The sequence below is a fragment of the Cellulosimicrobium sp. KWT-B genome (genome assembly GCF_002127155.1).
Lineage (GTDB): Bacteria > Actinomycetota > Actinomycetes > Actinomycetales > Cellulomonadaceae > Cellulosimicrobium > Cellulosimicrobium funkei.
Map to the genome: position 1 here is coordinate 650,229 of NZ_NEDO01000001.1, position 24,710 is coordinate 674,938.

At 75.4% G+C, this 24,710-nt stretch carries 23 protein-coding genes and 1 tRNA gene; 12 read left to right on the forward strand and 12 right to left on the reverse strand.

The window, feature by feature from the left end; translation table 11 throughout:
* Positions 1-31 precede the first annotated feature (31 nt).
* On the forward strand, positions 32-799 hold the full coding sequence (locus B9L22_RS02780) for a hypothetical protein (RefSeq protein ID WP_143317027.1): 768 nt from the start codon (positions 32-34) through the stop codon (positions 797-799).
* A 131-nt stretch (positions 800-930) separates the two neighbouring features.
* On the opposite strand, the gene B9L22_RS02785 is transcribed toward B9L22_RS02780, so the two are convergent.
* The 4 genes from B9L22_RS02785 to B9L22_RS02800 all read right to left on the reverse strand — a co-directional run bounded on the left by B9L22_RS02785 (position 931) and on the right by B9L22_RS02800 (position 3,804).
* Positions 931-1,212, reverse strand: a complete 282-nt coding sequence (locus tag B9L22_RS02785; RefSeq protein WP_086149122.1) for a hypothetical protein — start codon at positions 1,210-1,212, stop codon at positions 931-933.
* Positions 1,213-1,367: 155 nt separating this feature from the next.
* Positions 1,368-1,440 (reverse strand) — tRNA-Thr (locus B9L22_RS02790).
* 113 nt (positions 1,441-1,553) lie between these two features.
* Complete coding sequence (locus tag B9L22_RS02795; RefSeq protein WP_086149123.1) at positions 1,554-3,107, reverse strand: alpha/beta hydrolase; 1,554 nt, start codon at positions 3,105-3,107, stop codon at positions 1,554-1,556.
* Between the two features lie 88 nt (positions 3,108-3,195).
* The gene (locus B9L22_RS02800; protein WP_086149124.1) at positions 3,196-3,804 is read right to left on the reverse strand and encodes a hypothetical protein; all 609 of its coding nucleotides are present in this window, start codon (positions 3,802-3,804) and stop codon (positions 3,196-3,198) included.
* A gap of 126 nt (positions 3,805-3,930) precedes the next feature.
* Between B9L22_RS02800 and B9L22_RS02805 the strand changes: the two genes are divergently transcribed.
* The 3 genes from B9L22_RS02805 to B9L22_RS02815 all read left to right on the forward strand — a co-directional run bounded on the left by B9L22_RS02805 (position 3,931) and on the right by B9L22_RS02815 (position 6,804).
* The gene (locus tag B9L22_RS02805) at positions 3,931-5,256 is read left to right on the forward strand and encodes a low temperature requirement protein A (RefSeq protein WP_086149125.1); all 1,326 of its coding nucleotides are present in this window, start codon (positions 3,931-3,933) and stop codon (positions 5,254-5,256) included.
* A 108-nt stretch (positions 5,257-5,364) separates the two neighbouring features.
* Positions 5,365-5,745 carry an SHOCT domain-containing protein gene (locus tag B9L22_RS02810; RefSeq protein ID WP_051027601.1) on the forward strand — a complete coding sequence of 127 codons (381 nt, stop codon included), beginning with the start codon at positions 5,365-5,367 and terminating at the stop codon, positions 5,743-5,745.
* A 69-nt stretch (positions 5,746-5,814) separates the two neighbouring features.
* Positions 5,815-6,804 (forward strand): TIGR03557 family F420-dependent LLM class oxidoreductase, encoded by a 990-nt coding sequence (locus B9L22_RS02815; RefSeq protein WP_086149126.1) that lies wholly within the window; start codon positions 5,815-5,817, stop codon positions 6,802-6,804.
* A 6-nt stretch (positions 6,805-6,810) separates the two neighbouring features.
* On the opposite strand, the gene B9L22_RS02820 is transcribed toward B9L22_RS02815, so the two are convergent.
* Both B9L22_RS02820 and tmk read right to left on the reverse strand, forming a co-directional pair.
* A complete protein-coding gene (locus tag B9L22_RS02820; RefSeq protein ID WP_086149127.1) occupies positions 6,811-7,947 on the reverse strand; it encodes a DNA polymerase III subunit delta' in 1,137 nt (378 codons plus the stop codon).
* Entirely contained in the window at positions 7,944-8,708 is a 765-nt protein-coding gene (gene tmk, locus B9L22_RS02825) for a dTMP kinase (RefSeq protein WP_233139635.1), read from the reverse strand. Before tmk ends, B9L22_RS02820 begins: the two co-directional genes overlap by 4 nt.
* Positions 8,709-8,808: 100 nt before the next feature.
* Here tmk and B9L22_RS02830 point away from each other — a divergent pair, with 100 nt between their 5' ends.
* Positions 8,809-9,537 carry an HAD-IA family hydrolase gene (locus B9L22_RS02830; protein ID WP_086149129.1) on the forward strand — a complete coding sequence of 243 codons (729 nt, stop codon included), beginning with the start codon at positions 8,809-8,811 and terminating at the stop codon, positions 9,535-9,537.
* Between the two features lie 79 nt (positions 9,538-9,616).
* Here the strand turns inward: B9L22_RS02830 and B9L22_RS02835 are convergent, their stop codons facing one another.
* Complete coding sequence (locus B9L22_RS02835) at positions 9,617-10,120, reverse strand: MarR family winged helix-turn-helix transcriptional regulator (protein WP_051876361.1); 504 nt, start codon at positions 10,118-10,120, stop codon at positions 9,617-9,619.
* Between the two features lie 122 nt (positions 10,121-10,242).
* On the opposite strand from B9L22_RS02835, the gene B9L22_RS02840 reads away from it, so the two are divergent.
* Positions 10,243-10,452 (forward strand): hypothetical protein, encoded by a 210-nt coding sequence (locus tag B9L22_RS02840; protein WP_021482922.1) that lies wholly within the window; start codon positions 10,243-10,245, stop codon positions 10,450-10,452.
* 21 nt (positions 10,453-10,473) lie between these two features.
* Here the strand turns inward: B9L22_RS02840 and B9L22_RS02845 are convergent, their stop codons facing one another.
* Complete coding sequence (locus B9L22_RS02845) at positions 10,474-11,568, reverse strand: Gfo/Idh/MocA family protein (protein WP_086149634.1); 1,095 nt, start codon at positions 11,566-11,568, stop codon at positions 10,474-10,476.
* Positions 11,569-11,695: 127 nt separating this feature from the next.
* Here B9L22_RS02845 and B9L22_RS02850 point away from each other — a divergent pair, with 127 nt between their 5' ends.
* Together B9L22_RS02850 and B9L22_RS02855 are read left to right on the forward strand one after the other, a co-directional pair.
* The gene (locus tag B9L22_RS02850; RefSeq protein ID WP_144681809.1) at positions 11,696-12,481 is read left to right on the forward strand and encodes an ABC transporter ATP-binding protein; all 786 of its coding nucleotides are present in this window, start codon (positions 11,696-11,698) and stop codon (positions 12,479-12,481) included.
* Positions 12,478-15,144 carry an ABC transporter permease gene (locus B9L22_RS02855; protein ID WP_086149130.1) on the forward strand — a complete coding sequence of 889 codons (2,667 nt, stop codon included), beginning with the start codon at positions 12,478-12,480 and terminating at the stop codon, positions 15,142-15,144. Before B9L22_RS02850 ends, B9L22_RS02855 begins: the two co-directional genes overlap by 4 nt.
* Before the next feature lie 64 nt (positions 15,145-15,208).
* Here the strand turns inward: B9L22_RS02855 and B9L22_RS02860 are convergent, their stop codons facing one another.
* Both B9L22_RS02860 and B9L22_RS02865 read right to left on the reverse strand, forming a co-directional pair.
* The gene (locus B9L22_RS02860; protein ID WP_086149131.1) at positions 15,209-16,492 is read right to left on the reverse strand and encodes an MFS transporter; all 1,284 of its coding nucleotides are present in this window, start codon (positions 16,490-16,492) and stop codon (positions 15,209-15,211) included.
* Between the two features lies 1 nt (position 16,493).
* Positions 16,494-17,000, reverse strand: coding sequence for a MarR family winged helix-turn-helix transcriptional regulator (locus B9L22_RS02865; protein WP_086149132.1), 507 nt, complete (start codon positions 16,998-17,000; stop codon positions 16,494-16,496).
* A 93-nt stretch (positions 17,001-17,093) separates the two neighbouring features.
* On the opposite strand from B9L22_RS02865, the gene B9L22_RS20720 reads away from it, so the two are divergent.
* The 3 genes from B9L22_RS20720 to B9L22_RS02880 all read left to right on the forward strand — a co-directional run bounded on the left by B9L22_RS20720 (position 17,094) and on the right by B9L22_RS02880 (position 19,620).
* Positions 17,094-17,594, forward strand: coding sequence for a PadR family transcriptional regulator (locus tag B9L22_RS20720; RefSeq protein WP_086149133.1), 501 nt, complete (start codon positions 17,094-17,096; stop codon positions 17,592-17,594).
* Complete coding sequence (locus B9L22_RS02875) at positions 17,591-18,328, forward strand: hypothetical protein (protein WP_086149134.1); 738 nt, start codon at positions 17,591-17,593, stop codon at positions 18,326-18,328. The genes B9L22_RS20720 and B9L22_RS02875 overlap by 4 nt, the downstream gene beginning before the upstream one ends.
* Positions 18,329-18,474: 146 nt before the next feature.
* Positions 18,475-19,620 carry a glycerol dehydrogenase gene (locus B9L22_RS02880; RefSeq protein ID WP_086149135.1) on the forward strand — a complete coding sequence of 382 codons (1,146 nt, stop codon included), beginning with the start codon at positions 18,475-18,477 and terminating at the stop codon, positions 19,618-19,620.
* 172 nt (positions 19,621-19,792) lie between these two features.
* Here B9L22_RS02880 and topA read toward each other — a convergent pair whose 3' ends face one another.
* Complete coding sequence (gene topA, locus B9L22_RS02885) at positions 19,793-22,570, reverse strand: type I DNA topoisomerase (RefSeq protein ID WP_086149136.1); 2,778 nt, start codon at positions 22,568-22,570, stop codon at positions 19,793-19,795.
* A 155-nt stretch (positions 22,571-22,725) separates the two neighbouring features.
* Entirely contained in the window at positions 22,726-23,823 is a 1,098-nt protein-coding gene (locus B9L22_RS02890) for a phosphatase PAP2 family protein (protein ID WP_233139641.1), read from the reverse strand.
* Positions 23,824-23,971: 148 nt separating this feature from the next.
* On the opposite strand from B9L22_RS02890, the gene B9L22_RS02895 reads away from it, so the two are divergent.
* Positions 23,972-24,709, forward strand: coding sequence for a TetR/AcrR family transcriptional regulator (locus B9L22_RS02895; RefSeq protein ID WP_086149138.1), 738 nt, complete (start codon positions 23,972-23,974; stop codon positions 24,707-24,709).
* The last annotated feature ends 1 nt before the right edge of the window (position 24,710 follow it).

Below are 24,710 nucleotides of genomic sequence, written 5' to 3' on the forward strand. Positions count from 1 at the left end.
CGGACCGCTCCCGAACGACCCGGAGGTGCTGATGCGTGCCGCTGGCCGCCTGCTCGCCCTCGCACCCCTGGCGGTGCTCGTGGTGGCCGTCGCCGCCGCACCCGCGACCGCCGTCGGCCGGGACGGCGAGAGCGGGCTCGAGGTGAGCGTCGACGGCGTCTCGTTCGACCCGGAGCGCCTCTGGTCCGAGTGGGGCGCCGTCTCCTACGCCGTGAGCGCGCCGGACGGGAGCCGCGAGCGGTACTACTCCGACTCCTACGGCCCGCGCGACTCCGCGGACGGGTTCCTGGCCTTCTCGGTGCCGGCGCGCACGTTCCCCGACGGCTACTGCGTCACGTGGGCCCAGGTGTCCGGCCTGCGCGCGCAGCACGCGCGCTGGAACGGGGACGACCCCGTCTGCACGACGGCGCAGGCCGCGCCCTCCCCCACGACGCCGCCCCCGGCGCCGACCCCCGACGCCCCCGCGACCTCGGCCCCGACGGCCGAGGCGCCGCCGACCGCGGCGGTCGTGGAGGCGCCCGTCGAGACGCCGGACGCGCCGGAGCCGGACGTCACGGAGGAGCCGACCGCCGAGCCGACGGAGGAACCGACCACGGCCGCCCCCGTCGAGCCGACGCCGACCGCCGCGCCCACGACCGCGGGCCCCGAGCCGGCGCGCGTCCCGCTCGCGTCCGTCGACCGCACGGCGCCGCCCCCGCCCGCCGGCGAGAGCTTCCCGACCTTCGCCGCGGTGGGTGTCGGCGGGCTCGTCGCCGCCGCGGCCGGCGGCGTGATCCTGCTCGTGCGCCGCGTGGGCTGAGCCCTCAGCGGCGGGCGGTGCCCGCCGTCGTCCGGCCGGACCGGCGCTCCCCGCTGGCCCGCGAGCACCGGGAGCGCGCGGCACGTGCCGCAAGGTCTCGCGACGAGACGTGCGCGGCGCTGCTCAGCCGCTCAGACCGCTGTCCTGCGGTCCGGGTCTCGCGGCTGCGCACGGACCTCGGCGCGCGGGACCGCCCTGGCGAAGAGCCCGAGGAGCCCGAGCACGGCGACGATCCCTCCGACGGCCGCCGTCGTGGCCGCACAACCCAGGAGAAGGGTCACGTGCACGCGCGGCACGCCGTCTTCCGCCAGCGGGTCGTCGGAGATGACGCCGACGGTGTAACCGGTGACGACCCCGGCGACCACCAGCACGAGGCCGAGGACCATCAGGATGACTGCGACGCTGCGGGACATCTCGCTCCTCGGGGCCGGGTCGTGCGGCCGACGTGCATCGTGCGGCCCGTGCGGCGTCCGGCCGCCGCGCGTCGGGGCTCGAGTGTCGCACCCTCCGTGCCGCCCCCTGAGCACGACGAAGGCCCGGAACCGTGGGTTCCGGGCCTTCGTGACCGAGCCGCCTAAGGGAATCGAACCCTTGACCTATTCATTACGAGTGAATCGCTCTGCCGACTGAGCTAAGGCGGCGTGCTACGTCCCGGTCCGCTCGGCGAACCGGTGGGCAACGAGCGCCTACTGTACCCAACGACCGGGCCAGATTCCAAAGCGGGCCCGGGGGCCGCCGTCGGGCGCCCTTCGGCTCAGCAGCGGAGTCCGTCCTCGGGGACGGTCCCGTCCACGAGGTAGGCGTCCACGGCGTCGCTCAGGCAGTCGTTCGCGCGCCCGTACGCGGTGTGCCCCTCGCCCTCCCAGGTGACCAGGACGGCGGAGTCGAGCGTGTCGGCGAGGCCCTCGGCCCACACGTACGGGGTGGCCGGGTCGTTGGTCGTGCCGATGACGAGGATCGGTGCGGCGCCCTCCGCGGCGAGGTCGAACTCCTGGTCGACGACGGGGTACGCCCAGCCCTCGCACGTGAGCCCGCCGAACGCGAAGAAGTAGCCCATCGTCGGGGCCTCCTCCTCGAGCCGCTCGAGCTGGGCCTGCATCGCGGCCGGGTCGTCGTCCTGGCGCCCGTCGAGACAGTTCACGGCCCGGAACGCCTCGGACGAGTTCGACGAGTACGTGCCGTCGGCGTTCCGGTCGTTGTAGAAGTCGGCGAGGTAGAGCAGGCCGTTGCCGGTGCCCTCCTCGAACGCCTCGGTGAGCGCCTGCGTGAGCACGGGCCAGCTCTGGTCGTTGTACAGCGTGACGGCGACGCCGTAGAAGCCGAGGGTCTGCGTGACGCTGCGACCCGAGTCCGTCGGGAGCGGGTTCGCCTTCGCGGCGTCGAGGAGCGAGCGGATCTGGCGCATCCCCGCGTCCGTGTCGCCCTTCAGGGGGCACTTGCCGCCGGCCTGGCAGTCCTCGACGTACGCGCGCAGGGCGTTCTCGAAGCCGACGGCCTGCTGCTCGGAGATCTCGTCCGGGTCGAGCGAGGTGTCGATCGCCCCGTCCAGCACCATGCGGCCGACCTTGTCCGGGAACAGCCCGGCGTACGTGGCCCCGAGCTGCGTGCCGTAGGAGTAGCCGAGGTACGCGAGCTTCTCGTCGCCGAGGACGGCGCGCAGCATGTCCATGTCGCGCGCGGCGCTCTGGGTGTCGACCTGGCCGAGCAGCTCGCCCGTGTTCTCGGCGCACGCGTCGGCCCACGCGCGACGGTCCTCCGCGAGCGCCTCGAGCCCCGCCTCGTCCGTGTCGAAGTCGCGCGACAGGGACTCGTCCTTGGCGGCGTCGTCGAGGCACACGACGGGCGACGACTGCCCGACGCCGCGGGGGTCGAAGCCCACGAGGTCGTAGGCCGCGGTGACGCTCTCGCCGACGGTCGGCGCGAGCGACGCGACGAAGTCGACGCCCGACGCGCCGGGCCCGCCGGGGTTCGTGAGGAGCGAGCCGATGCGTTCGCCGGTCGCCGGCTGGCGCTTGACCGCGAGCTCGATCTCGCCCGCCGCCGGGTCCTGCCAGGAGAGGGGGGCGCGCGCCGTCGTGCACTCCCAGCCGGCCCCGCACTCCTCCCACGCGAGGGACTGCCCGTAGAACTCCTCGAAGCCCTCCGGTCCCGTCTCGCCCGTGCCGGTCGACGACGCGGTCGGGACGTCCTCGACCGGGGTCTGCTGCTTCGGGGGCGCCGAGCACGCGCCCGCGACGAGGGCCAGCACGAGGGTCGCGGCGCAGGCCAGGGCGCGGCGAGCGGGGCGGGAGGAGGGGGACGTCGTCACCCGGACACGGTAGCCGCTCGCCCGTCGCGCGGGAGACGGCCCACCGGCGGCGGCCCGTCCTTTCACGCGCTCTTCACCGCGCGGGTCGTCACCCCGCGGTCCAGGCGAACTCGCCGGCCGCGCCCTCGGCCGGCGGCGGCACGACGACGGTCCCGCGGTCCCCGAGCACGACGCTCACGTCGGCGCTCGTGTCCACGTCGTCGGGCACCGCGACGACGGACGTCGCGGGGACGTAGTCCATGGTGCACGCGGTGTCGGCGGGGATGTCGACGAACGACACGACGACGTCGCTCCCCTCGACCGCGGCGTCGTCCTCGGCGAGCAGCGGGCACGAGCTGGACCCGAACGTCACGACGAGCAGCAGGCCCGGCTCGGCGCTCCACGCGGCGCCGGTGCCGCCCTCGGTCGGCGCGTCCGCGCCGGGCGGCAGGCCCTTGCCGTGCGCGCCCGCGACGACGTCCATCGTCGCGGCGTCGGGCAGGCCCTGCTGGTCGTCGGTGGCGTCGTCGGTCGGCTCCGTGGAGGGGTCCGACGAGGGGTCGCCGTCGGGCTCCGTGGTCTCCTCGGTGGCGCTCGTGCCGTCACCGCCCCCGTCGGTTCCGGACGCGCACGCCCCGAGCAGGGCGACCGTGGCCGTGAGCGCGAGCGCCACGGTGAGGCGCGCGGTCCGGGCGGCGGGACGACGGGCGGGGACCATGGGGACTCCTCGGTCGACGACGGGTGCGCGACCATCGTGGTCCGCGCCGGGACCTCGCGCGCGCCGAACCGCCGACGCGCCGCGGGATCGTGACCCGACGGTGACCCGGGGTGGGAGCATCCCCGCATGGACGCACCGCACCCGACCCGCGGCACCGAGCGGCCCTCGCTGCGCTGGGGCCTGCGCACCGACCTCCTGCGGCACGGCGACGGCGGCGACTCGAGCCGCGTCGGGTACGTGGAGCTGTTCTTCGACCTGGTGTTCGTGTTCGCGGTCACCCAGCTCTCGCACGGGCTCATCGCGCACCCCGGCGTCGAGGCGCTCGGGCACACGCTCCTGCTCGGCGTCGCCGTCTGGTGGGTGTGGGTCGACACGATGTGGGTGACGAACTGGCTCGACCCCGAGCGCCTGCCGGTGCGGGGCCTGCTCGTGGTGCTCATGCTGCTGGGCCTCGTCCTCGCGAGCGCGATCCCGGAGGCGTTCGGCGACAAGGGCCTGCTGTTCGCCGTCATGCTCGTCGCGATGCAGGTGGGGCGCAGCCTCTTCACGATGGTCGCGATGGGCCGCGTCTGGCCCGAGAACGCGGTGAACTTCGTCCGCATCACGACGTGGCTCGCGGCGTCGGGCGTGCTCTGGGTCGCGGGCGGCCTCGTCGAGGAGCACCGCCTGCTGCTGTGGGCGCTCGCGGCCGCGATCGACGTCGCCGGGCCGCGCGCGATGTTCTGGCTCCCCGGGATCGGGGCGTCGCGCGCGAGCACGTGGGTGGTGCGCGGGGAGCACATGGCCGAGCGAGTCAGCCTGTTCGTCATCATCTGCCTGGGCGAGTCGATCATCGTCACGGGCGCCGCGTTCGCCGAACTCCCCCTCGACCTCACGACCGTCTCCGCGTTCTGCTCCGCGTTCGCGAGCACCGTGCTCATGTGGCTGCTGTTCTTCGACCGGTCCGAGCGGCGCGCCACCGAGTACTTCACGTCGCGCGCCGAGCGCGGGATGGTCGCCCAGACGGCGTACACGTACGTCCCGTTCGTCATCGTCGCCGGGATCGTGCTCACCGCCGTCGCCGACGAGCTCGTGCTCCTGCACCCGCTCGGGCACGACGGCGGTCACGCCGACGCCTGGACCGCCGGCCTCGTGTGCGGGGCGGCGGCGACGTACCTCGTGGGGAACGCGCTGTTCCGGCGCGCGACGGGCGGGCGCTGGTCGCTCCCGCACGTGCTGGGCGCGGTCGCCGTCGGCGTGCTCTTCGCCGTCCACGCGTGGCTCTCGCCGCTCGCGCTCAACTGGATGACGGACGGCGTCCTGCTGGCGGTCATCGTGGGCGACGTGGTCCGCGCGCGGCGGGTCCCGACCCCACCGTCGGGCGCGCCGTCGGACAAGCCGTCGGGTGCGCCGTCGGACGGGCCGGGCGCGCCGACGGGGCCACCGCCCGAGGCGCCGTCCGGGACTCCGTGAGCCGGGCCCCGCGCGTCTCGCCGGGCGCGATCGTCGCGACGTCGCTACGTTCGCCCTGATGGCGCGGGGCAGCAGGCCGTCGCGTCGCGGGACCCGTCGAGAAAGGGCGTGACCGTGGACTTCTGGGACTTCTTCTGGCTCCTCGTGTGGAGCTTCTTCTTCATCGCGTACCTCATCGTGCTCTTCCAGATCATCGCGGACCTGTTCCGTGACCGGGAGCTCTCCGGGTGGTGGAAGGCGGTCTGGATCATCTTCCTCATCTTCCTGCCCGTGCTGACGTCGCTCGTCTACCTCATCGCGCGCGGGCGCGGCATGGCGGAGCGGCAGGCCGCGGCCGTCGTCCAGGCGAAGCACGACACGGACGCCTACATCCGCCAGGTCGCGACGACGTCGCCGGCCGAGCAGATCTCCCACGCCAAGTCGCTCCTCGACTCGGGCGCCATCACCCCCGAGGAGTTCGCGCAGCTCAAGGCGAAGGCGCTCGCCTGACCGTCCCTCCCTCCCCCGGGCCGGGCGTACCCGCGTGCGGGTGCGCCCGGCCCGTCCGACGATCGAGACATGACCCGCTTCGGCTACACCCTCATGACCGAGCAGTCCGGCCCTCGTGCGCTCGTGGAGCACGCGGTCGACGCGGAGCGCGTCGGCTTCGACTTCGAGGTGATGAGCGACCACTACTTCCCCTGGCTCGACGCCCAGGGCCACGCCCCGTACGCGTGGTCCGTGCTCGGGGCGGTCGCCCAGGCGACCGAGCGCGTCGGCCTCATGACGTACGTGACGTGCCCCCTCCTGCGCTACCACCCCGCGGTCGTGGCGCAGAAGGCCGCGACCGTGGCGCTCCTGTCCGACGACCGCTTCACCCTCGGGCTCGGCGCCGGGGAGAACCTCAACGAGCACGTGGCGGGCGAGCGCTGGCCCGCCGTCGGCGAGCGGCACGACATGCTCGAGGAGGCGGTGGAGATCATCCGCTCGCTGCTCGACGGCGAGCGCCTCACGTTCGACGGCGTCCACTATCGCGTCGACTCCGCCAAGCTCTGGGACCTGCCCGACGAGACCGTCGAGATCGGCGTGGCCGTCTCCGGGCCGCAGTCGATCGAGCGGTTCGCGCCGCTGGCCGACCACCTCGTCACGACCGAGCCCGAAGCCGGCGTCGTGCAGCGGTGGTCCTCGGTCCGCGAGCGCGCCGAGCTCGCGCCCTCGCGCGTCGTCGGGCAGATGCCGATCTGCTGGGACCCGGACGAGGAGACCGCCGTGGCGCGCGCGCACGAGCAGTTCCGGTGGTTCGGCGGCGGCTGGCGCGTCAACGCGGACCTGCCGACGACCGAGGCGTTCGAGGCGGCGACGGCGTTCGTGCGGCCCGAGGACGTGGCCGCGTCCATCCCGTGCGGTCCCGACGTGGACGCGGTCGTCGAGGCGGCGTCCGCGTGGTGGGAGGCGGGGTTCACCGACCTCGCGCTCGTCCAGGTGGGCGAGGTCGGGCAGCGCGAGTTCCTCGAGACCGCGGCCGGGCCGCTCCTGGAGAAGCTCCGCGCGGCGGCGCCGTCGAGCTAGCGGCCGTCAGCCCTGGGGGCGCAGCGCGACGACCATCGCCTCCACGGCGAGCAGCGGCGCGACGTTGCCCTCGAGCCGCTCGCGCGCGACGCCGATCGCGTCCATGCGCCGCACCGTCTGCTCGGGCGTCGAGTCCTGCGCGAGCGCAGCGACCGTCTCGGCGAGCTCGGTGTTGACGAGCTCGACCTGCGCCCCGAGCTGCACCACGAGCACGTCGCGGTACAGGGAGAGCAGGTCCACCATCGCGCGGTCGAGCACGTCGCGCTGGTGGCGCGTCGCGCGCCGCTTCTGGTCGGCCTCGAGGTCGCGGAGCTGGGAGCGCAGCCGCGGCGGGAGCGTCTCGCCGTCCGCGACGCCGAGCGCACGCAGGAGCTCGGCCTTCTCCGCGGCGTCGCGCTCCTCCGTCGCCGCCTTCGCCTCGGCCTGCGCGAGGTCCACGAGCTCCCCCGCCGCGAGCACGGCGTCGCCCACCCCGCGGACCCGCCGGGCGAGCGACAGCACGGACGTGCGGCGCTCGCGCGCCCCCGCGTCCCGCGCGAGGCGCCGGGCGAGACCGATGTGGCTCTGAGCCGCGCGCGCCGCGACGAGGGCGACGTGCTCGTCGACGCCGTCGCGCTGCACGAGCAGGCCCGCGACGGCCTCGACCGGCGGCACCCGCAGCACGACCCCGCGGCACCGCGAGCGGATCGTCACGAGCACGTCCTGCGGGCTCGGGGCGCAGAGGATCCACACCGTGTGCGGGGCGGGCTCCTCGATCGCCTTGAGGAGGACGTTCGTGGTGCGCTCCGCCATGCGGTCGGCGTCCTCGACGACGATGACCCGGCGCCGGCCCTGCGACGGGCTGCGGCTCGCGACCGTCACCAGGTCGCGCACGTCGTCGATCTTGATGGTCACGAGCTCGGTCGCGACGAGCGTCACGTCCGGGTGCGTCCCGGCGAGCGTCGTGCGGCACGCCTGGCAGCGCCCGCAGCCGCCCTCCTCGCACTGGAGCGCGGCCGCGAACGCGCGCGCGGCGTTCGAGCGTCCGGACCCGGGCGGGCCGGTGAGCAGCCACGCGTGGGTCATCGCGGCCGGGTCGGTGGCCGCGGCACGGAGCGTCGCGACGGCCTGCTCCTGTCCGACGACGTCGTCCCAGACGCTCATGCGCGCGCGTCCCCGGCAGGCCGCGCCGGGGCGCCCGGCAGGAGGTCCGTGCCCGGCGCGTAGCCGATCGCGCTGTCCGTGTCGTCGAAGCCGTCGTCGGGCAGCGCGGCGACCGTGTCCTCGGCCTCCTCGACGACGGGCGTGAGCTCGAGCCGCGCGGCGACGTCGACCCGGATCTGCGCCTGGAGGTCGTCGACCGAGCCCGCGGCGTCGAGCACGACCCAGCGGTCCGGGTCCGACGCCGCGCGCGTGAGGAACGCCTCGCGCGTGCGGCGGTGGAACTCCGCGCCCGCGCGCTCGAGGCGGTCGTGCTGGCGGCGGATGCGCCCGGCGGCGACCGCGGGATCGAGGTCGAGCAGGATCGTCACGTCCGGGAGGAGGTCCTGCACGGCCCAGCGCGAGATGAGCTCGACCTCGTCGGCGCCGAGCTCGCGCCCGCCCGCCTGGTACGCGACCGACGAGTCGAGGTAGCGGTCCGTGACGACGATCGCACCGCGCTCGAGCGCGGGGCGCACGAGGCTCGCGACGTGGTGCGCGCGGTCCGCGGCGTAGAGGAGCGCCTCCGTGCGGGGGTCCATGTCCTGCCCGTGGAGCACCGCGGCACGCAGCTCCTTGCCGAGCTCCGTGCCGCCCGGCTCGCGCGTCAGCACGACCTCGCGCCCCGTGAGCTCGCCGAGCCACTGCCCGAGCAGGCGCGCCTGCGTCGACTTGCCGACGCCGTCGCCGCCCTCGAAGGAGATGAAGTACCCGGGTGCGCTCACGGCGACCACCCTAGTCGCGACGTCGGACACGGGCCGGTCCCCCGGCCGCCGGACGTGCGGGACAACCGCGGGCGCCGGACGCGCGGGATAGCCTCGGGCCATGCCCGATCCCGTGACCGCCCCCGCGACGGACCCTGCGCCCGCTCCTCTGCCCACCCCCGGCGTCGCGTTCGCCGGGCGGACGTTCGACGCCGTGCTGTTCGACATGGACGGCACCCTCATCGACTCGGTCCCGGCGGTGGACCGGAACTGGCGTCGCTGGGCTGCGGAGCACGGGCTGCCCGACGCCGAGGACTTCCAGATCCAGCACGGCACCCCCGCGCGCACGCTCATCGCGACGCTCCTGCCGGCCGACCAGGTCGAGCCCGCCTACGACCGCATCCACGAGCTGGAGCTCGAGGACAACGAGGGCGTGACGATCCTGCCGGGGACGCGCGACGCGCTCGCCGCCCTGCCCCCGGAGCGGCAGGCGATCGTCACGTCGTGCACGCGCCCCCTCGCGGCGGCGCGCATGGCCGCGTCGGGCCTCGTCGCGCCGTCGGTGGTCGTCACCGCGGACGACGTCGCCCACGGCAAGCCCGACCCGGACCCGTTCCTCCTCGGCGCGGAGCGCCTGGGCGTGGACCCGGCGCGGTGCCTCGTCGTCGAGGACGCCCCCGCCGGGGTCGCGTCCGCCCGCGCCGCGGGGTGCGCGGTGCTCGTCGTGACGGGCACGCACACGGCCGACGAGCTCGCGTCCGCGTCCCCTGCACCCGACGCGCTGGCGGCGGGCCTGGCGTGGGTGCGCTTCGCCGCAGGCCCGGACGGCATCCGGGTCACGGACGCCTGACCACGCGCCGACCATGGGGTCGTCTCCCGTCCTCGTCCCCGGACGGGCCAGAACCGCATGCTCGGCGGGCTGCCGTCGGTCAGTAGACCCCTGCGCGTTGGGCGGCCGCGACGACCTTCGACGCGGCGGCGTGGATCTCCGCCAGCTCGTCGAGGGTGAGGCCCGTGGCGGCGACGATGGCGGGCGGGATGCGCTCCGCGTCACGACGCCGCGCGCGCCCCTCGGGCGTGAGCGTCACGCGGACCTGGCGGCCGTCGTCGGGCGATCGGGACCGGCGCACGTAGCCGAGGCTCTCGAGCCGCTTGAGGAGCGGCGAGAGCGTCCCCGCGTCGAGGTGCAGCCGCGCGGCGAGGTCGCCGACGGTCGACGTCGTGCCCGCCGCGTCGTCCTGCCACAGCGCGAGCAGCACGAGGTACTGCGGGTGGGTGATGCCCAGGGGCTCGAGCAGCGGTCGGTACAGGGCGACCATGCCGCGCGCGCCCGCCGAGAGCGCGAAGCACACCTGCGCCTCGAGCGCGAGCGGGTCCGCGAACAGCGTCGCCGCGCCCGGTGCTGACGCCCCGCCGTTCTCCTCGCTCGTCATGGCGCCATGCTACCGAGGATCGCGCTATTCTTGGTACGCCAATCATTGGTGCACCAACCATCAGCGGACGAGCACCAGCCACCGGCCCCCGGGCCGGCGACGCGACACCAGCGGAGGACACCGTGGCGCGCAAGAACGACAAGCGCACGCTCGGCATGCGCATCACCGAGGGCTTCCTGCCGATCTTCGGCCCGGCCCAGCTGGGGCGGCAGGAGGCCGACGGCCGCGGCGTGTCCGACGCCGAGCGCGAGCGCGACCAGGAGCTGCGCACCCGCTTCGAGCGGGTCACCGGCCCCGACGGCCGCAGCTACGTCGTCGAGCACACCGACTGACGCGACGCCCGCCCGCGGGCGTCACTCCCCGGGGTAGACGACCCCGACCTGGCGGCGCACCTCGTCGAGCGTGCGCATGACCTCGAGCGTCGAGTCCCACGACATGCGCGGGCTCTGCGTCTCGCCCGCGGCGACGCGGCGCGCGACCTCGGCCGCCTGGTACTGCTTGCCCTCGCCGGAGAAGCCGTCGTAGAACCAGGACGCGCCGTCGTGCCGGACGACCCGGAACGACGTCGGCGCGTAGAACGTGCCCTCGACCTCGATGCGGCCCGCCGTGCCCGAGATCACCGCTGTGTTCGCGGTGCGCGACCACAGCGTGGTCGAGAGCGTCGCCTGCGTGTCGCCGTAGCCGAGCACGATGCTCGCCTGCCCGTCGACGCCCGTCTCCGTGAGCGCACCGACGGCCGTCACGGTCGACGGCGCGCCCAGCAGGTCGTGCGCGAACGACACCGGGTAGACGCCCAGGTCGAGCAGCGCGCCGCCCGCCAGCTCCGGCGCGTAGAGCCGGTGCTCGGGGTCGAACGGGAACCACTGGCCGTGGTCGGCGCTGAGGTTCACGACGTCGCCGATCTCGCCGCGCGCGATCACGCCGCGCAACGCGGCGACGTGCGGCAGGAACCGCGTCCACATGGCCTCCATGACGAACACCCCCGCCTCGCGCGCGGCGTCGAGCACCTCGACCGCCTCGGCCTCGTTGCGCGTGAACGCCTTCTCGACGAGGACGTGCTTGCCCGCGCGGATCGCGAGCAGGGCGTGCTCGTGGTGGTGCGAGTGCGGCGTCGCGACGTACACGACGTCCACCTGCGGGTCCTCGACGAGCTCGTCGTAGCCGTGGTGCGTCGTGGGGACGCCGTGCGCGGTCGCGAAGCGCTCGGCGCGCACGCGGTCGCGCGAGCCCACCGAGGCGACGCGACCCTGCGTGTGCAGGCGCACCGCCTCCGCGAACGACGACGCGATGCCGCCCGCGCCGAGGATGCCCCAGCGGATCGGAGGGGCGCTGCGCGGGTCGGGGACCGTGCCCGTCACCTCGGCGGACAGGTCGGGGAACGGGTGGACGCCGGAGGCGGCCGGGGTCTCGTCGGGGTGCGCGGCGGGCGGCGGGGCGACGGTGCTCATGCGGCCCACGCTATCGCCCCGCGCGGGCGCCGCCGCCGCTCGTCCACAGGCCGCGCGCCGGGCCCGCGAGCAGCCCTCCCCCGCGCGGGTGGTGCGCGCCGCCGCGCGGCACGTCACGATGGGGGGCATGACGACCCCCGCGCCCCGGACCGGCACGCCGACCGACGCCGGACCCGAGCCCGAGGCACGGGCGAGCGCGCGCGACCTCGTCAAGGTCTACGGCTCCGGCCCGACGGCCGTCCGCGCGCTCGACGGCGTCGACGTCGACTTCGCGCGCGGCCGCCTCACGGCGATCATGGGGCCGTCCGGCTCCGGCAAGTCGACGCTCATGCACTGCCTCGCCGGCCTGGACTCCCCGACGTCCGGCAGCGTCGTGATCGACGGGCAGGAGATCAGCCGCATGTCGCAGCGGCGGCTCACGGCGCTGCGCCGCACGCGCGTCGGGTTCGTCTTCCAGGCGTACAACCTCGTCCCGACGCTCACGGCCGCGGAGAACATCACGCTGCCCCTCGACATCGCGCGCACCCGCGTGGACCGCGACTGGTTCGACGAGGTGACGACCGCCGTCGGGCTCACCGACCGCCTGCACCACCGCCCATCCGAGCTGTCCGGCGGGCAGCAGCAGCGCGTCGCGTGCGCGCGGGCGCTCGTGTCGCGGCCCTCGATCGTGTTCGCCGACGAGCCGACCGGCAACCTCGACTCGCGCTCCGCGGGCGAGGTGCTCACGTTCCTGCGCCGCTCCGTCGACGAGCTCGACCAGACGGTCGTCATGGTCACGCACGACCCGCGCGCGGCGTCGTACGCGCACCGCGTCGTCTTCCTCGCGGACGGTCGCCTCGCGGGCGAGCTGCACGACCCCACGCAGCAGGACATCCTCGACGCGCTCGCGCTCGCCGCGGACGCCGGCGCATGATCCGCGTCGCGCTGCGGGGCGTGCGCGCGCACGTCGTGCGGTTCGTCCTGTCGGTGCTCGCCGTGACGCTCGGCGTCGCCTTCGTCGTGGGCACGTTCGCGTTCCGCGGCATGCTCTCCTCCACCTTCGACGACATCATCGCGACGACGCTCACGGCCGACGTCTACGTGCGTGGCGCGCAGGAGGTCGAGAGCGACGCGTCCGGGCCCGGTGGCGGCGGCGCCGCCGGCGGGGGCGGGTTCGCGGGCGACCGCACGCTCGTCCCGGCGGACCTCACGACGGAGGTCGAGGGGGTCGACGGCGTCGAGCGGGCCGTGGCGGACGTGTCCGGCCCCGTCGTGCTCGTCGCGGCCGACGGCACCGCCGTCGTGACCACCGGCCCGCCGAGCACGGCGTTCTCCGTCGACCCGGAGGACCCGAGCCTCACGCTGCTCGACGGCGCGTGGCCCGGCGCGGGCGAGATCGTGCTGGAGCAGAGCGCGGCCGAGACCGCGGACCTCGCCACGGGCGACGAGACCACGGTCGTGCTGGGCGGGGAGCCACGCCCCGTGACCGTGTCCGGCGTGTTCGGCATCGAGGCTGCCGCCGCGGGTGCGGTCCTCGTCGGGATCGACGGCGACACCGCGCGCGAGGTCTACGCGCCCGACGGGCTGGTGCCCCAGATCGCGGTCTGGGCGGACGCGAGCGGACGGGTGGACGAGGACGCGCTCGCCGACCGCGTCGCGTCGGTCCTGCCGTCCGGCGCGGAGGCCGTCACGGGCGAGCAGGCGCGCGCCGAGGCGAGCGAGGCGGTCGAGGAGGTGCTCGGCTTCGTCGAGACCTTCCTGCTGGTGTTCGCCGCCATCGCGCTGTTCGTCGGCGCGTTCATCATCGCCAACACGTTCGCGATGTCGGTGCGCGAGCGCCTGCGCGAGCTCGCGCTCCTGCGCGCGCTCGGCGCGTCGCCGGGCCAGGTGTTCGCGTCGGTCCTCGTCCAGGCGCTCGTCGTCGGGCTCGTGGGTGGCGGGTTCGGCGTGCTCGCGGGGGCCGGCCTGGTGCGGGTCATCCGGTGGGGGCTCGCGCTCGCGGGCTTCGAGTTCTCCGGCCGGGTCCCGCTCGGGACCTCGCAGGTCGTGGCCGCCGTCGCGCTCGGGGCGGTCGTCAGCGTCCTCGCTGCCGTGCTGCCCGCGCGGCGGGCCGCCGCGATCCCGCCCGTGCAGGCGATGCGCGACGACGTCGCGCCCGACCGTGGCACCGGGCTGCGGGCGGTGGGCGGGGTGGTCGTCGTCGCGGCGGGCGCCGGCGTGCTGTGGCTCGCGGCGTACCTGGGGTCCTCCGTCGTGGACGCGCCGACCGGCTGGGCCTGGGTCGACGACCTGAGCCCCCGGCTGCTCCTCGGCGTCGGGGCCGGGCTCGTGCTCGTGGGGGTGCTCGTCGGGTCGCCGGCCGTCGCGCGCGGCGTGCTCGCGGTCCTCGCGTGGCCGCTCGTCGTGGCGCTGCGCCCGCTCGGCCGCCTCGCGCGCGGCAACGTCACGCGCAACCCCCGCCGCACCGCGAGCACCGCGGGAGCCCTGCTCATCGGCATGGCGCTCGTGTCGGTCACGGGCGTCATCGCCGCCTCGACCCAGGCGTCCGTGCGGAGCATCGTCGAGAACGAGGTGCGAGCCGACCTCGTGGTCGACTCCGCGACGCTCGTCGTGCCCGAGGGCGCGGTCGAGGCCGTGACCGCGACGCCGGGCGCCGCGGTCGTGGACACGGTGCGGCTGGGGTCGGCGTCGGTCGCCACGGTCGGCGGCGGCTCCGGCACGGACGGCAGCGCGGCCGACGGCACGGACGACGGCGCGCGCGGGACCGACGTCGCGGGCGTGCCCGCCGGGTTCTTCGACACCGCGCTCGAACCCGTGACGCTCGCCGGGGACCCGACGGCGACGCTCGAGGACGGGGACGTCGTCGTGCACCGGCGCACCGCGCGCGAGCGCGGCTGGGAGGTGGGCGACACGCTGCGGCTCGGCGAGGGCGACGCCGCCGTGGAGGCGCGCGTGGGCGCGGTGATCGACAGCCAGCTCGTGGGGACCGGCGTCCTCGTGCGCGACGACGTGTTCGACGCCGTCGTGCCGGCCGCCCAGGCGAGCGTGCGGATCGTCTACGTGTCCGCGGCCGACGGCGCGAGCCCCGCCGACGTCGAGGAGCTGCGCATCGCCCTGACGTCGGCGGTCGAGCCGTTCCTCGTCGTCACGGTGCTGGATCGGGAGCAGACCGCGTCCGCGTTCGCCGACCAGGTGAACCAGGTGCTCGTCATCCTCTACGCCCTGCTCGCGCTGTCGATCGTCATCGCGCTGCTCGGCATCGTCAACACGCTCGCGCTGTCGATCATCGAGCGCACGCGCGAGATCGGGCTGTTGCGCGCCGTCGGGCTGGGACGCCTCCAGCTCGCGGGGGTCATCGCGATCGAGTCGGTGCTCACCGCCGTCTACGGCACGGTGCTCGGCGTCGCGACGGGCATCGGCATCGGCGCCGCCCTCCCGGGCGTGCTCGCCGACGAGGGGCTGAGCACGCTCGCCGTGCCGTGGGGCCAGGTGCTCGCGATCCTCGGCGTCGCCGTCGTCATCGGGCTCGTCGCGAGCGTCTGGCCCGCGATCCGCGCCGCCCGCCTCCCGGTCCTCGACGCGGTGACCGTGGACTGACCGCCTCCCCCTGAGTGCAGGAGCTCGTCGCGTCCGAACGCCCGGGCGCGACGAGCTCCGGCGCTCACGGGACGGGGAGGGGGTCCGGTGCCGGGGTGCGGTAGCGGCGCAGCGGGGCGTTGCGCCACGCGACGAGCCCGACGACGGCGCTCGCCACCAGCCCGCCCGCCACCAGCGCGACGGGCGCGGACGTCAGCGACGCGAGCACTCCCCCGCGGAAGTTCCCGACCTCCGGGCCGGCGACGCCCACCACGTGCTCGACCGAGGACACGCGGCCCCGGAACTCGTCGGGCGTCTCGAGCTGCACCAGCGCGCCGCGCGTCACGACCGACACCGTGTCCGCCGCACCGGCGACCGCCAGGCACGCGAGGGCGAGCCACAGCGGCCCCGCGAGCCCGAACCCGGCGAGCGCGACGCCCCACGTCGCCGCCGCGGCGAGCTGCAGCGCGCCCGAGCGCGTCGCCCGCGTCACGGCCCCGGAGAGCAGTCCGGCGCCGATCCCTCCCACCGCGACCGCCGAGAGGAACAGGCCGAGGGTGCGGGGGTCGCCGTCGAACCGGATCTCGTTGACGAGCGGGAACAGCGAGATCGGCATGGCGAGCACGGTCGCCGCGACGTCCGTCGCGAACGCGCCGCGCAGCGTCGGCTTGCGCCACACGATCGACCACCCGCCCGCGGCCGCCCGACGGCGCGGCGCGGGCCCGGGCGGCGCGGCGGCCGGGCCCGTCGTGGCCGAGGGACCGACGGGGAGCGGGGGCAGGGGCGGGAGGCGGACGAGCCCGAGCAGCGCGACGACGGCGGCCACCGCCTGGAGGCCGTACGCCGCGGGCAGATCCCAGCGCGCCAGGACCAGGCCGGCGAGCGCGGGCCCGACCAGCATGGCCACCTGGAACGCGAGGTTCTGCAGCGCGAGACCCGCGGCGACCTGGTCGGGCGGCAGCAGCCGGGGCGGCACCGTCCGGCGCGCCGGCGAGCCGAGCGCGTTGCACGCCGCGCCGGCGGCGACGAGCCCGAGCAGGAGCCACACCGACCGGTTCCCCGCGAGCGCCTGCGCGGCGAGACCGGCCGCGGCGAGCACCTGCCCGACCGCGGCGAGGCGCATGAGGGTGCGGCGGTCGTGGACGTCGGCGAGGTGCCCGCCCACCAGGCCGAGCGTGAGGAGCGGGACCGCCGTGGCCAGGCCGATCGTGCCCGTCCACAGCGGGCTGCGGGTGAGCTCCCAGACCTGGAGCAGCACCGCGACGTTCGCGATCTGGAACCCGAGGCCGCCCACTGCGGACCCGGCCCACAGGTCGCGGTACGCGCGGCTCGCGCGCAGCGGCCGCAGGTCGAGGACGTGGTGGCGCACCTCAGCGCTCCCGCGGCGCCGGGTGGCCGGCCGCGTCGAGGCGCTCGACGAGCCGCTCGCGCAGCGACCGACGGGCGAGCACGCGCTCCAGCTCGACGACGACCGCGCTCAGGGCGTGCGGCAGCTCGTCGTCGATCTCGGCGACGGACTCCTCGGTCGCCCGCCACTCCGCCTCGAGGAGCGGGACGAGCTCGCGCGACCGCGCCGTGAGCGCGACGCGGCGCGTGCGGGCGTCCGCGCCCGGCGCGGTCTCGACGAGGCCCTCGCGCCGCATCGCGGTGACCGTCTGACTCATCGCCGAGTGCGTGCGGCCGAGCGAGGCGGCGAGCTCCCGGATGGTCAGGGGGCCGGTGTGCGCGAGCCGGATGAGCGGGTAGACGAACCGCGGGCGCACCCCCACGATCCCCCGGTCCGCGTAGACGGTCTCGATCTCGTCGTCGAGGCGTCGGAGCACGGCGTGCAGGGAGTCCCACCGGCCAGGGACCGTGGTCGGGTCCAGAGAAGTCATAGCACTGTTATAACAGCACTCATGCGAATCGCAGGACGCCGGCCCACCGATCACTAGGTTGCCGCCCTAACTAGATAGTCGTACTGTCTAGCCATGAGGTTCGACGAGCGGCTCGACCGGGAGCTCCTGCGCGGCGTGCTGCCGCTGTGCGTGCTCGCGGTCGTCGCGACCCACGGCCCCACCTACGGCTACGCGATCACGCGGTCGCTCACCGACGCGGGCCTCGGCACCGTGAAGGGCGGCACGCTCTACCCGCTGCTGCAGCGGCTGGAGGACGACGGCCTCGTCACGACCTCCTGGCACCAGGGCGAGCGGGGGCCGAGCCGTCGGTACTACGCCGTCACGGACCAGGGTCGCGTCGCGCTCGCCGACGCGACCTCCCGCTGGGACGCCGTGACGACGGCGGCGACCACCCTCGTCGCGGGCGCGTCCGGCGCGCCCTCGCCGGACCGTCCGCGCCCGGCCGCGGGCCTCGACCCGCATGCCGGCGCGCGCCCGGACCCCGACCCGGGAACCGCACCGATCCACGAGCCGGGCGCGATCCCGGCCGACGCACCCCCTCCAGACCCCACCCCGACAAGGACTCCCCGATGAGCGACACGACCCGCTACACGATCGAGCGCCGTCACGCGCCGCACGTCGACCCGCGCTGGGCCGAGGCGCTCCTGCTGGAGCTGCGGCTCCAGGGCGTCGCCGGAGCGCGCATCGGCGCGGTGCTCGCCGAGGTGGACGCGCACGTCGTCGACTCCGGCGAGGCCGCGCAGGAGGCGTTCGGCGACCCTGTGGCGTACGCGCGCTCGCTCGACCTGCCCGAGGACCCCGCGCAGTCGAGCTCCTCGATCGGGCGGACGGTCGCCGCCTCCGCCGTGCAGACGGTCGGGATGCTCGGCGTGCTGTGGTCGCTGCGGCCCGCGCTCGACGGCGGCGCCCTCGTGGTCCCGGTCGGGATGCTGCTCGTCCTCGTCGCCGCGCTCGCGGGCTTCGTCGGGCTGTGGCGCGCCGGCGACCGCGTGCTGCGCGCCGCGCTCGCCCACCCCGTGCTGACCGTCCTCGGGAACATGGTCGTGACGGCTGCCCTCGTGGCCGTCGCGGTCACGCTGCGCGCCCCGGTCGCGAGCCTCCCTGCGGTCCCGGTCCTGGTCGCGGCCGCCGTCGCGCTCGTCGTGGGGACCGTCTGGGGCCTGCGCGAGCAGGGCTCGGGCGACCCCGTCGTCGACCCGCTCGACGACGCGCCGCACGCCCGCACCGACCGCACGGGGCGCTGGGGCGTGCTGCTCCTGCCCGCCGTGACGGTGGTGCTCGGGACGATCACGGTGCTCGTCCGCTGAGCCGGGAGGGGACCTAGGTCACGCGACCCGGCGTCCCGGTGGTGGTCCCCGGGGACGCGTGACACGGTGGGGATGGCCGGCGGGCACCGGCCTCGCACGGCTGCGGCGCGCCCGACGGCGACCCACCGACTCCACAGGAGGCCACGATGTCCGAGGTTCCCGTCCGCACGCTCATCAGCCCGCTGCGCTACGTCCAGGCCCGCGGTGCGCTCACGCGGCTCGGCGAGTTCGTCCGACCGATCGGCACGAAGCCGCTGCTCGTCGCCGACGACGTCGTGTGGGGCATCGTCCAGGACACGGTCGCCGTGTCCTTCCAGGAGCAGGACCTCCCCCGCCACCGCACCGGGTTCGGCACCTACGCCACCGCCGCGGAGGTCGACCGGCTCGCGCGCGAGATCGACGAGCTCGGCGCCGACGTGATCGTCGGCATCGGCGGCGGCTCGACCATCGACGCGGTGAAGGCCGCGGGCCACCTGCGCGGCATCCGCTGGGTGTCCGTGCCGACCGTCGCGTCCACCGACGCCCCGTGCTCCGCCCTGTCCGTCATCTACACCGAGGACGGCGCGTTCGAGGAGTACCGGTTCTTCCCGCACAACCCGGACCTCGTGCTCGTCGACACGGGCCTCGTCGCGAACGCGCCCGTGAAGTTCCTCGTCGCCGGCGTCGGCGACGCGCTCGCGACGTGGATCGAGGCGCGCGCCGTCGCCGAGGCGAACGCGTCGACCATGGCCGGCGGCCTCCCTCTCGTCACGGGCACGGCGCTCGCGCAGCTCTCGTGGGACATCCTCTGGGAGAACGCGCTGCCCGCGATCGACGCGGTGCAGAACCACCTCGTGACGCCCGCGGTCGAGAAGGTCGTCGAGGCGAACACGCTCCTGTCCGGGCTGGGCTTCGAGTCCGGCGGCCTCGCCGCGGCGCACGCGATCCACAACGGCCTCACCGCCGCACCCCAGACGCACGGCCTCACGCACGGCCAGAAGGTGAACATCGGCTCCGTGACGCAGCTCGTCCTGGAGGGTGCGCCGACCGAGGAGATCGAGGAGTTCGTGCGCTTCACCACGCGCGTCGGCCTGCCGAACACGCTCACCGAGATCGGTCTGACCGCCGACGACGTGCACGACCTCACGCGCGTCGCGGAGGCGGCCACCGCGGAGGGCGAGACGATCCACGCCATGCCGTTCCCCGTGCGCGTGCCGGAGCTCGTCGACGCCCTGCGCTCCATCGAGGGCTTCTCCCGCCGCGTCCGCGCCGAGGCCGGCCTCCCCGAGCCGGTCAAGCACACCGCGCACTGACCGTTCGCCCCGGGCCGGGCCCCGCCGTCGCCGGAGGGGCCCGGCCCGGGATGGGCGACCAGGCGGTCCCGACCCCTCGACCAGGTGGATCTGGCGCGTCCGGCGGCCCGGACGTACCACGATCACCTGGTCGGCCGACGGGTGACGGCCGACGGGTGAGGGCTGACCGCGGCTACTTCTTGGCGGCCGTCTTCTTCGCCGGGGCCTTCTTCGCGGCCGGCTTGCGGGCCGTGGTGCGCTTCTTCGCCGGGCCCTGCGCGCGCTTCTCCGCGAGGAGCTCGATCGCCTGCTCGGGCGTGATCGACTCGGGCGTGACGTCGCGGGGCAGGGTGCGGTTCGTCTCGCCGTCGGTGACGTACGCGCCGAACCGGCCGTCCTTGACGACGATCGGCTTGCCGCTGTTCGGGTCGTCACCGAGCTCGCGCAGCGGCGGCGTCGCGGCACGCTGGCCGCGCCCGCGCTTGGGCTGCTTGTACAGCTCGAGCGCCTCGTCGAGGGTGACGGTGAACATCGACTCCTCGTCAGGCAGCGACCGCGAGTCGGTGCCCTTCTTGAGGTAGGGACCGTAGCGGCCGTTCTGCGCCGTGATCTCCTCGCCCGACTCCGGGTCCGTCCCGACGACGCGCGGCAGCGACAGCAGGCGCAGCGCGTCGTCGATCGTGATCGTGTCGAGCGACTGCGTCTTGAGCAGCGACGCCGTGCGCGGCTTGGGCTGCGCGGCCTTCGCCTTCTTCTGCGCGGCGGCCGAGAGGCTCGTGTCGATCGGCGGGAGGTCGAGCACCTCGGTGACGTACGGGCCGTAGCGGCCCGCCTTCGCGATGATCTCGTTGCCGGACACCGGGTCGGTGCCGAGCACCTTGCCGTCGTCGGCGCCCGCGGCGAGCAGCTCGCGCGCCTTGGCGACCGTCAGCTCGTCGGGGGCGACGTCGTCGGGCACGGACGCGCGCGGCGGGTTCTCGCCCTCCTTGACGGGGACGGAGAGGTCCTCCACGTAGGGCCCGTAGCGCCCGACGCGGAGCTGGATGCCCTCGCCGATCGGCACCGAGTTGATGCCGCGCGCGTCGATGTCGCCGAGGTTCGCGACGAGGTCGCGCAGGCCCTCGGCGTCCTCGCCCTTCGCGGCGTCGCCGAAGTAGAACTCGGTGAGCCACGCGACGCGGTCGCGGCGCCCGGCGGCGATCTCGTCGAGGTCGGCCTCCATGCGCGCGGTGAAGTCGTAGTCGACGAGCCGGTCGAAGTGCTCCTCGAGCAGCCGTACGACGGCGAACGCGAGCCAGCTCGGTACGAGCGCCTGTCCGCGCGAGAGCACGTACCCGCGGTCCTGGATCGTCGAGATCGTCGAGGCGTACGTCGACGGCCGCCCGATCCCGAGCTCCTCGAGCGCCTTGACGAGGCTGGCCTCGGTGTACCGGGGCGGCGCGGACGTGGAGTGGCCGTCGGCGGTGAGGTCGTCGGCGCGCAGGGCGTCGCCCTCGCTCATCTGCGGCAGGCGCGCCTCGTCGCCGCCCTTGGCCCCGACGACGGGCGCGTCCTCGGCGTAGCGGTCGACGTCCGAGCTCTCCTCGTACGCGGCGAGGAACCCGCGGAACGTGATGACGGTGCCCGACGCGGCGAACACCGCGTCGCGGCCAGCGACGTCGCCCGCGGCGACCGAGAGGCTCGCGCCGAGGCGGACGGACGCCGTCGACCCCTTCGCGTCCGCCATCTGCGACGCGACGGTGCGCTTCCACACGAGCTCGTAGAGCTTGAACTGGTCGTCGCTCAGCTCGCGCTTGACCTGCGCGGGCGTGCGGAACGAGTCGCCCGCGGGGCGGATCGCCTCGTGCGCCTCCTGCGCGCCCTGGTTCTTCGCGGCGTAGACGCGCGGCTTCTCCGGGACGAACTCGGGGCCGTACAGCTCGGCCGCCTGGCGGCGGGCCGCCGTCGTGGCCTCCGCCGACAGCGACGGCGAGTCCGTACGCATGTAGGTGATGTAGCCGTTCTCGTACAGCGACTGCGCGGTGCGCATGGCCTGGCGCGACGACATGCGCAGCTTGCGGCTCGCCTCCTGCTGGAGGGTCGACGTCGTGAACGGCGCCGCGGGACGGCGCGTGTACGGCTTGGTCTCGAGCGAGCGCACCGCGAACGCCGCGTCCGCGAGGCCGGTCACGACGGCGCGCGCCGTCGTCTCGTCGAGGTGCGCGACGCCGTCGCGCGCCGCCGCAGGCTTGAGCTGCCCCCGGTCGTCGAAGTCGCGGCCCGAGGCGACGCGCGCGTCGCCGAGCTGCACGAGCCGGGCGCCGAAGGCCTTGCCCGCGTCCGGCGCCGACGCGTCGGCGTGCTCGAAGGTGCCCGTGACGTCCCAGTACTCGGCGGGGACGAACGCCATCCGCTCGCGCTCGCGCTCGACGACGAGGCGCGTCGCGACCGACTGCACGCGACCGGCCGAGAGCCCCTGGGCGATCTTGCGCCACAGCACGGGCGAGACCTCGTAGCCGTAGAGGCGGTCGAGGATGCGGCGGGTCTCCTGCGCGTCGACGAGGTGCTCGTCGAGGTCGCGCGTGTTCTGCAGCGCCCGCTGGATGGCCTCGCGCGTGATCTCGTGGAAGACCATGCGCTTGACCGGGACCTTGGGCTTGAGCGCCTCGAGGAGGTGCCACGCGATGGCCTCGCCCTCGCGGTCCTCGTCGGTCGCGAGGTAGAGCTCGTCGGCGTCCTTGAGCGCGCGCTTGAGCTCGGCGACCTTCTTCTTCTTGTCCGCGTAGACCTCGTAGTACGGGTCGAAGCCGTGGTCGACGTCGACCGCGAACTTCCCGTACGGGCCCTTCTTCATGTCCGCGGGCAGCTCGGACGGCTGCGGCAGGTCGCGGATGTGCCCGACGCTCGCCTCGACCTCGTAGTCGTCGCCGAGGTAGCCCTGGATCTTGCGAGCCTTGGCGGGCGACTCGACGATCACGAGCTTGCGTGGCATCCGATCCTGCTTTCGTCCGTGCGTACGTGTCCGTGGCGGGCGCTCCCTGCCCGACGGCGGCGGGCCCCGCCGGGGCCCCGGCGACCCGGACGACCGTCCGGTCGCCCGCCGTGGCAGCCTACGACGTTACTCCCGTCGCGCCAGCCGCACGCACCCTACCCCCGAACGGGACGACGGTCGGGGCGGGCTGTGGACTGACGGACGAGGAGCAGCACCGCGAACGCCGCGGCCGTCACCGCCAGCACGCCCGCGACGCCGCCCGCGTAGGCCGTCACCTCCTGGGCCGCCGTCGTGCCCCAGGTCGCGGGCGTCGCGCGCAGGGCGAGCGCCGCCGCGACCCCCGCCGCGGCCGCGCCGAGCAGGAGGAGCACCGCGGTGACGGTGGAGCCGGGCGTGGGCCCGGCGCCCGGGTCGAGCGACGACCTCGGCGTGAAGACGCACACGAGGGCGGCCCACGCGAGGACGACGAGGACGGCGGCGACGACGTCGCTCGGGCGGTGCCACTGGCCGACCAGGGTCGAGACCCCGGTGGCCGCGGTGTACGCGCCGCCGAGGACGGCGACGAGCGCCCGGGCGCCGCGCGGCACGACGAGCAGGAGCGCGGCCGCGACCGACCCCGCGACGGTGGTGTGGCCGCTGGGCAGCGAGTTCTCCCAGTGCCAGCCGCCGATGAGCTCCTCGCGGCCGAGGAGGGAGTGCTTGACGAGCTGTGTCGTGACGTTCGCGCCGACGACGAGGAACGCGACCTGCACCGCGAGGCCCCAGCGGCGGCGCAGGAGCGCGATGCCCATCGCGGCACCCAGGCCGCCGACGACGAACGCGACCGAGACCGTGTCGAGCACGGGCTCTGCGACCGCCCAGAGCTCTCCCTGGCCGGTCACGGCACCGTCGAACGCGGCCCGCTCGAGCATCTGCCCGGCGAACGTGTCGACGAAGAACCGCCACACGAGCCACGCCCCCGCGACCGCGAGCAGCGCGACGACGGCCGCGACCACGCGCGAGCCGGTGCTCGGTCCGTCGGGACCCGGGACGGCGTGCGCGTGCGGCGCCCGGCGCGGCGCCGGGGCGGAGGGACCGCCCGCGGCGGCCTGCGGGACGGGCGGGTACGGGGTCCCGGCGGGGGGCGCTGCGGCGGGCGGCGGCGCGGCCGTCGGTCCGGGCGTGGGCGGCATCGGCTGCGTCGCCGGGAGCGGCCGCGTACCCGCCCCGCCGCTGGTCGGCAGCGGCCGGGTCGGGGCGTGGTCGGAAGGCATCCCACCACCGTAGAGGACGCGTGTGCGCATTCGGGGAAGACGACGGGAAGAGCTGCGGGCGCTGCCCCGGACCGGTCCGGGGCACGGCCCGCCCTTCCGGGCCGAGGGGCCCGGGCACGGCGTCGCGGGCCGCCAGTAGGGTGACGCCATGACCGACGCCTCCCCCGCGCCGAGCGCCCCCGGCGACGCCGACGCGAGCGACTCCGCGTCCTCCCGGAGCCCGCGCCCCCGGAGCCCGCGGCCCCGGCGCCCGCGCCCCGGGACCGCCGAGCGGCGGGAGGAGATCCTGCGCGCGGCGATGCGCGTCTTCGGGTCGCGGGGCTACCACCAGGGGTCGCTCGCCGAGGTCGCCGAGCAGGTGGGCATCACGCACGCCGGCGTGCTGCACCACTTCGGGTCCAAGGAGCGCCTGCTCACCGAGGTCCTCGCGTCCCGCGACCGCGACGGCGTCGCGCACCTCGAGGGGCAGCACATGCCGGGAGGGCTCGACCTGTTCCGGCACCTCGTCGCGACCGCCGCCGCGAACGCCGAGCGCCCCGGGATCGTGCAGACCTACACGGTCCTCGCCGGCGAGGCCGTCACGGACGACCATCCCGCCCGCGCGTGGGTCACCGCGCGCTTCGCCGGGCTGCGCGCCGACGTCGCCGGTGCGCTCCGCGAGGTCGTCGAGGAACGGCGGGCGGCAGGCGACGAGACGGCGGCCGTGCCGGACGACCGCGCGCTCGACCTCGCCGCGTCGACGATCATCGCCGCGATGGACGGCCTCCAGACCCAGTGGCTCCTCGACCCCGACGCCGTCGACCTCGCGGAGGCGACCGCGTTCGCGATCGAGGCCGTCCTCGCCGCGACCCTGGCGGGCGCCCACCGCGCCCGCCCGCTCGCCTGAC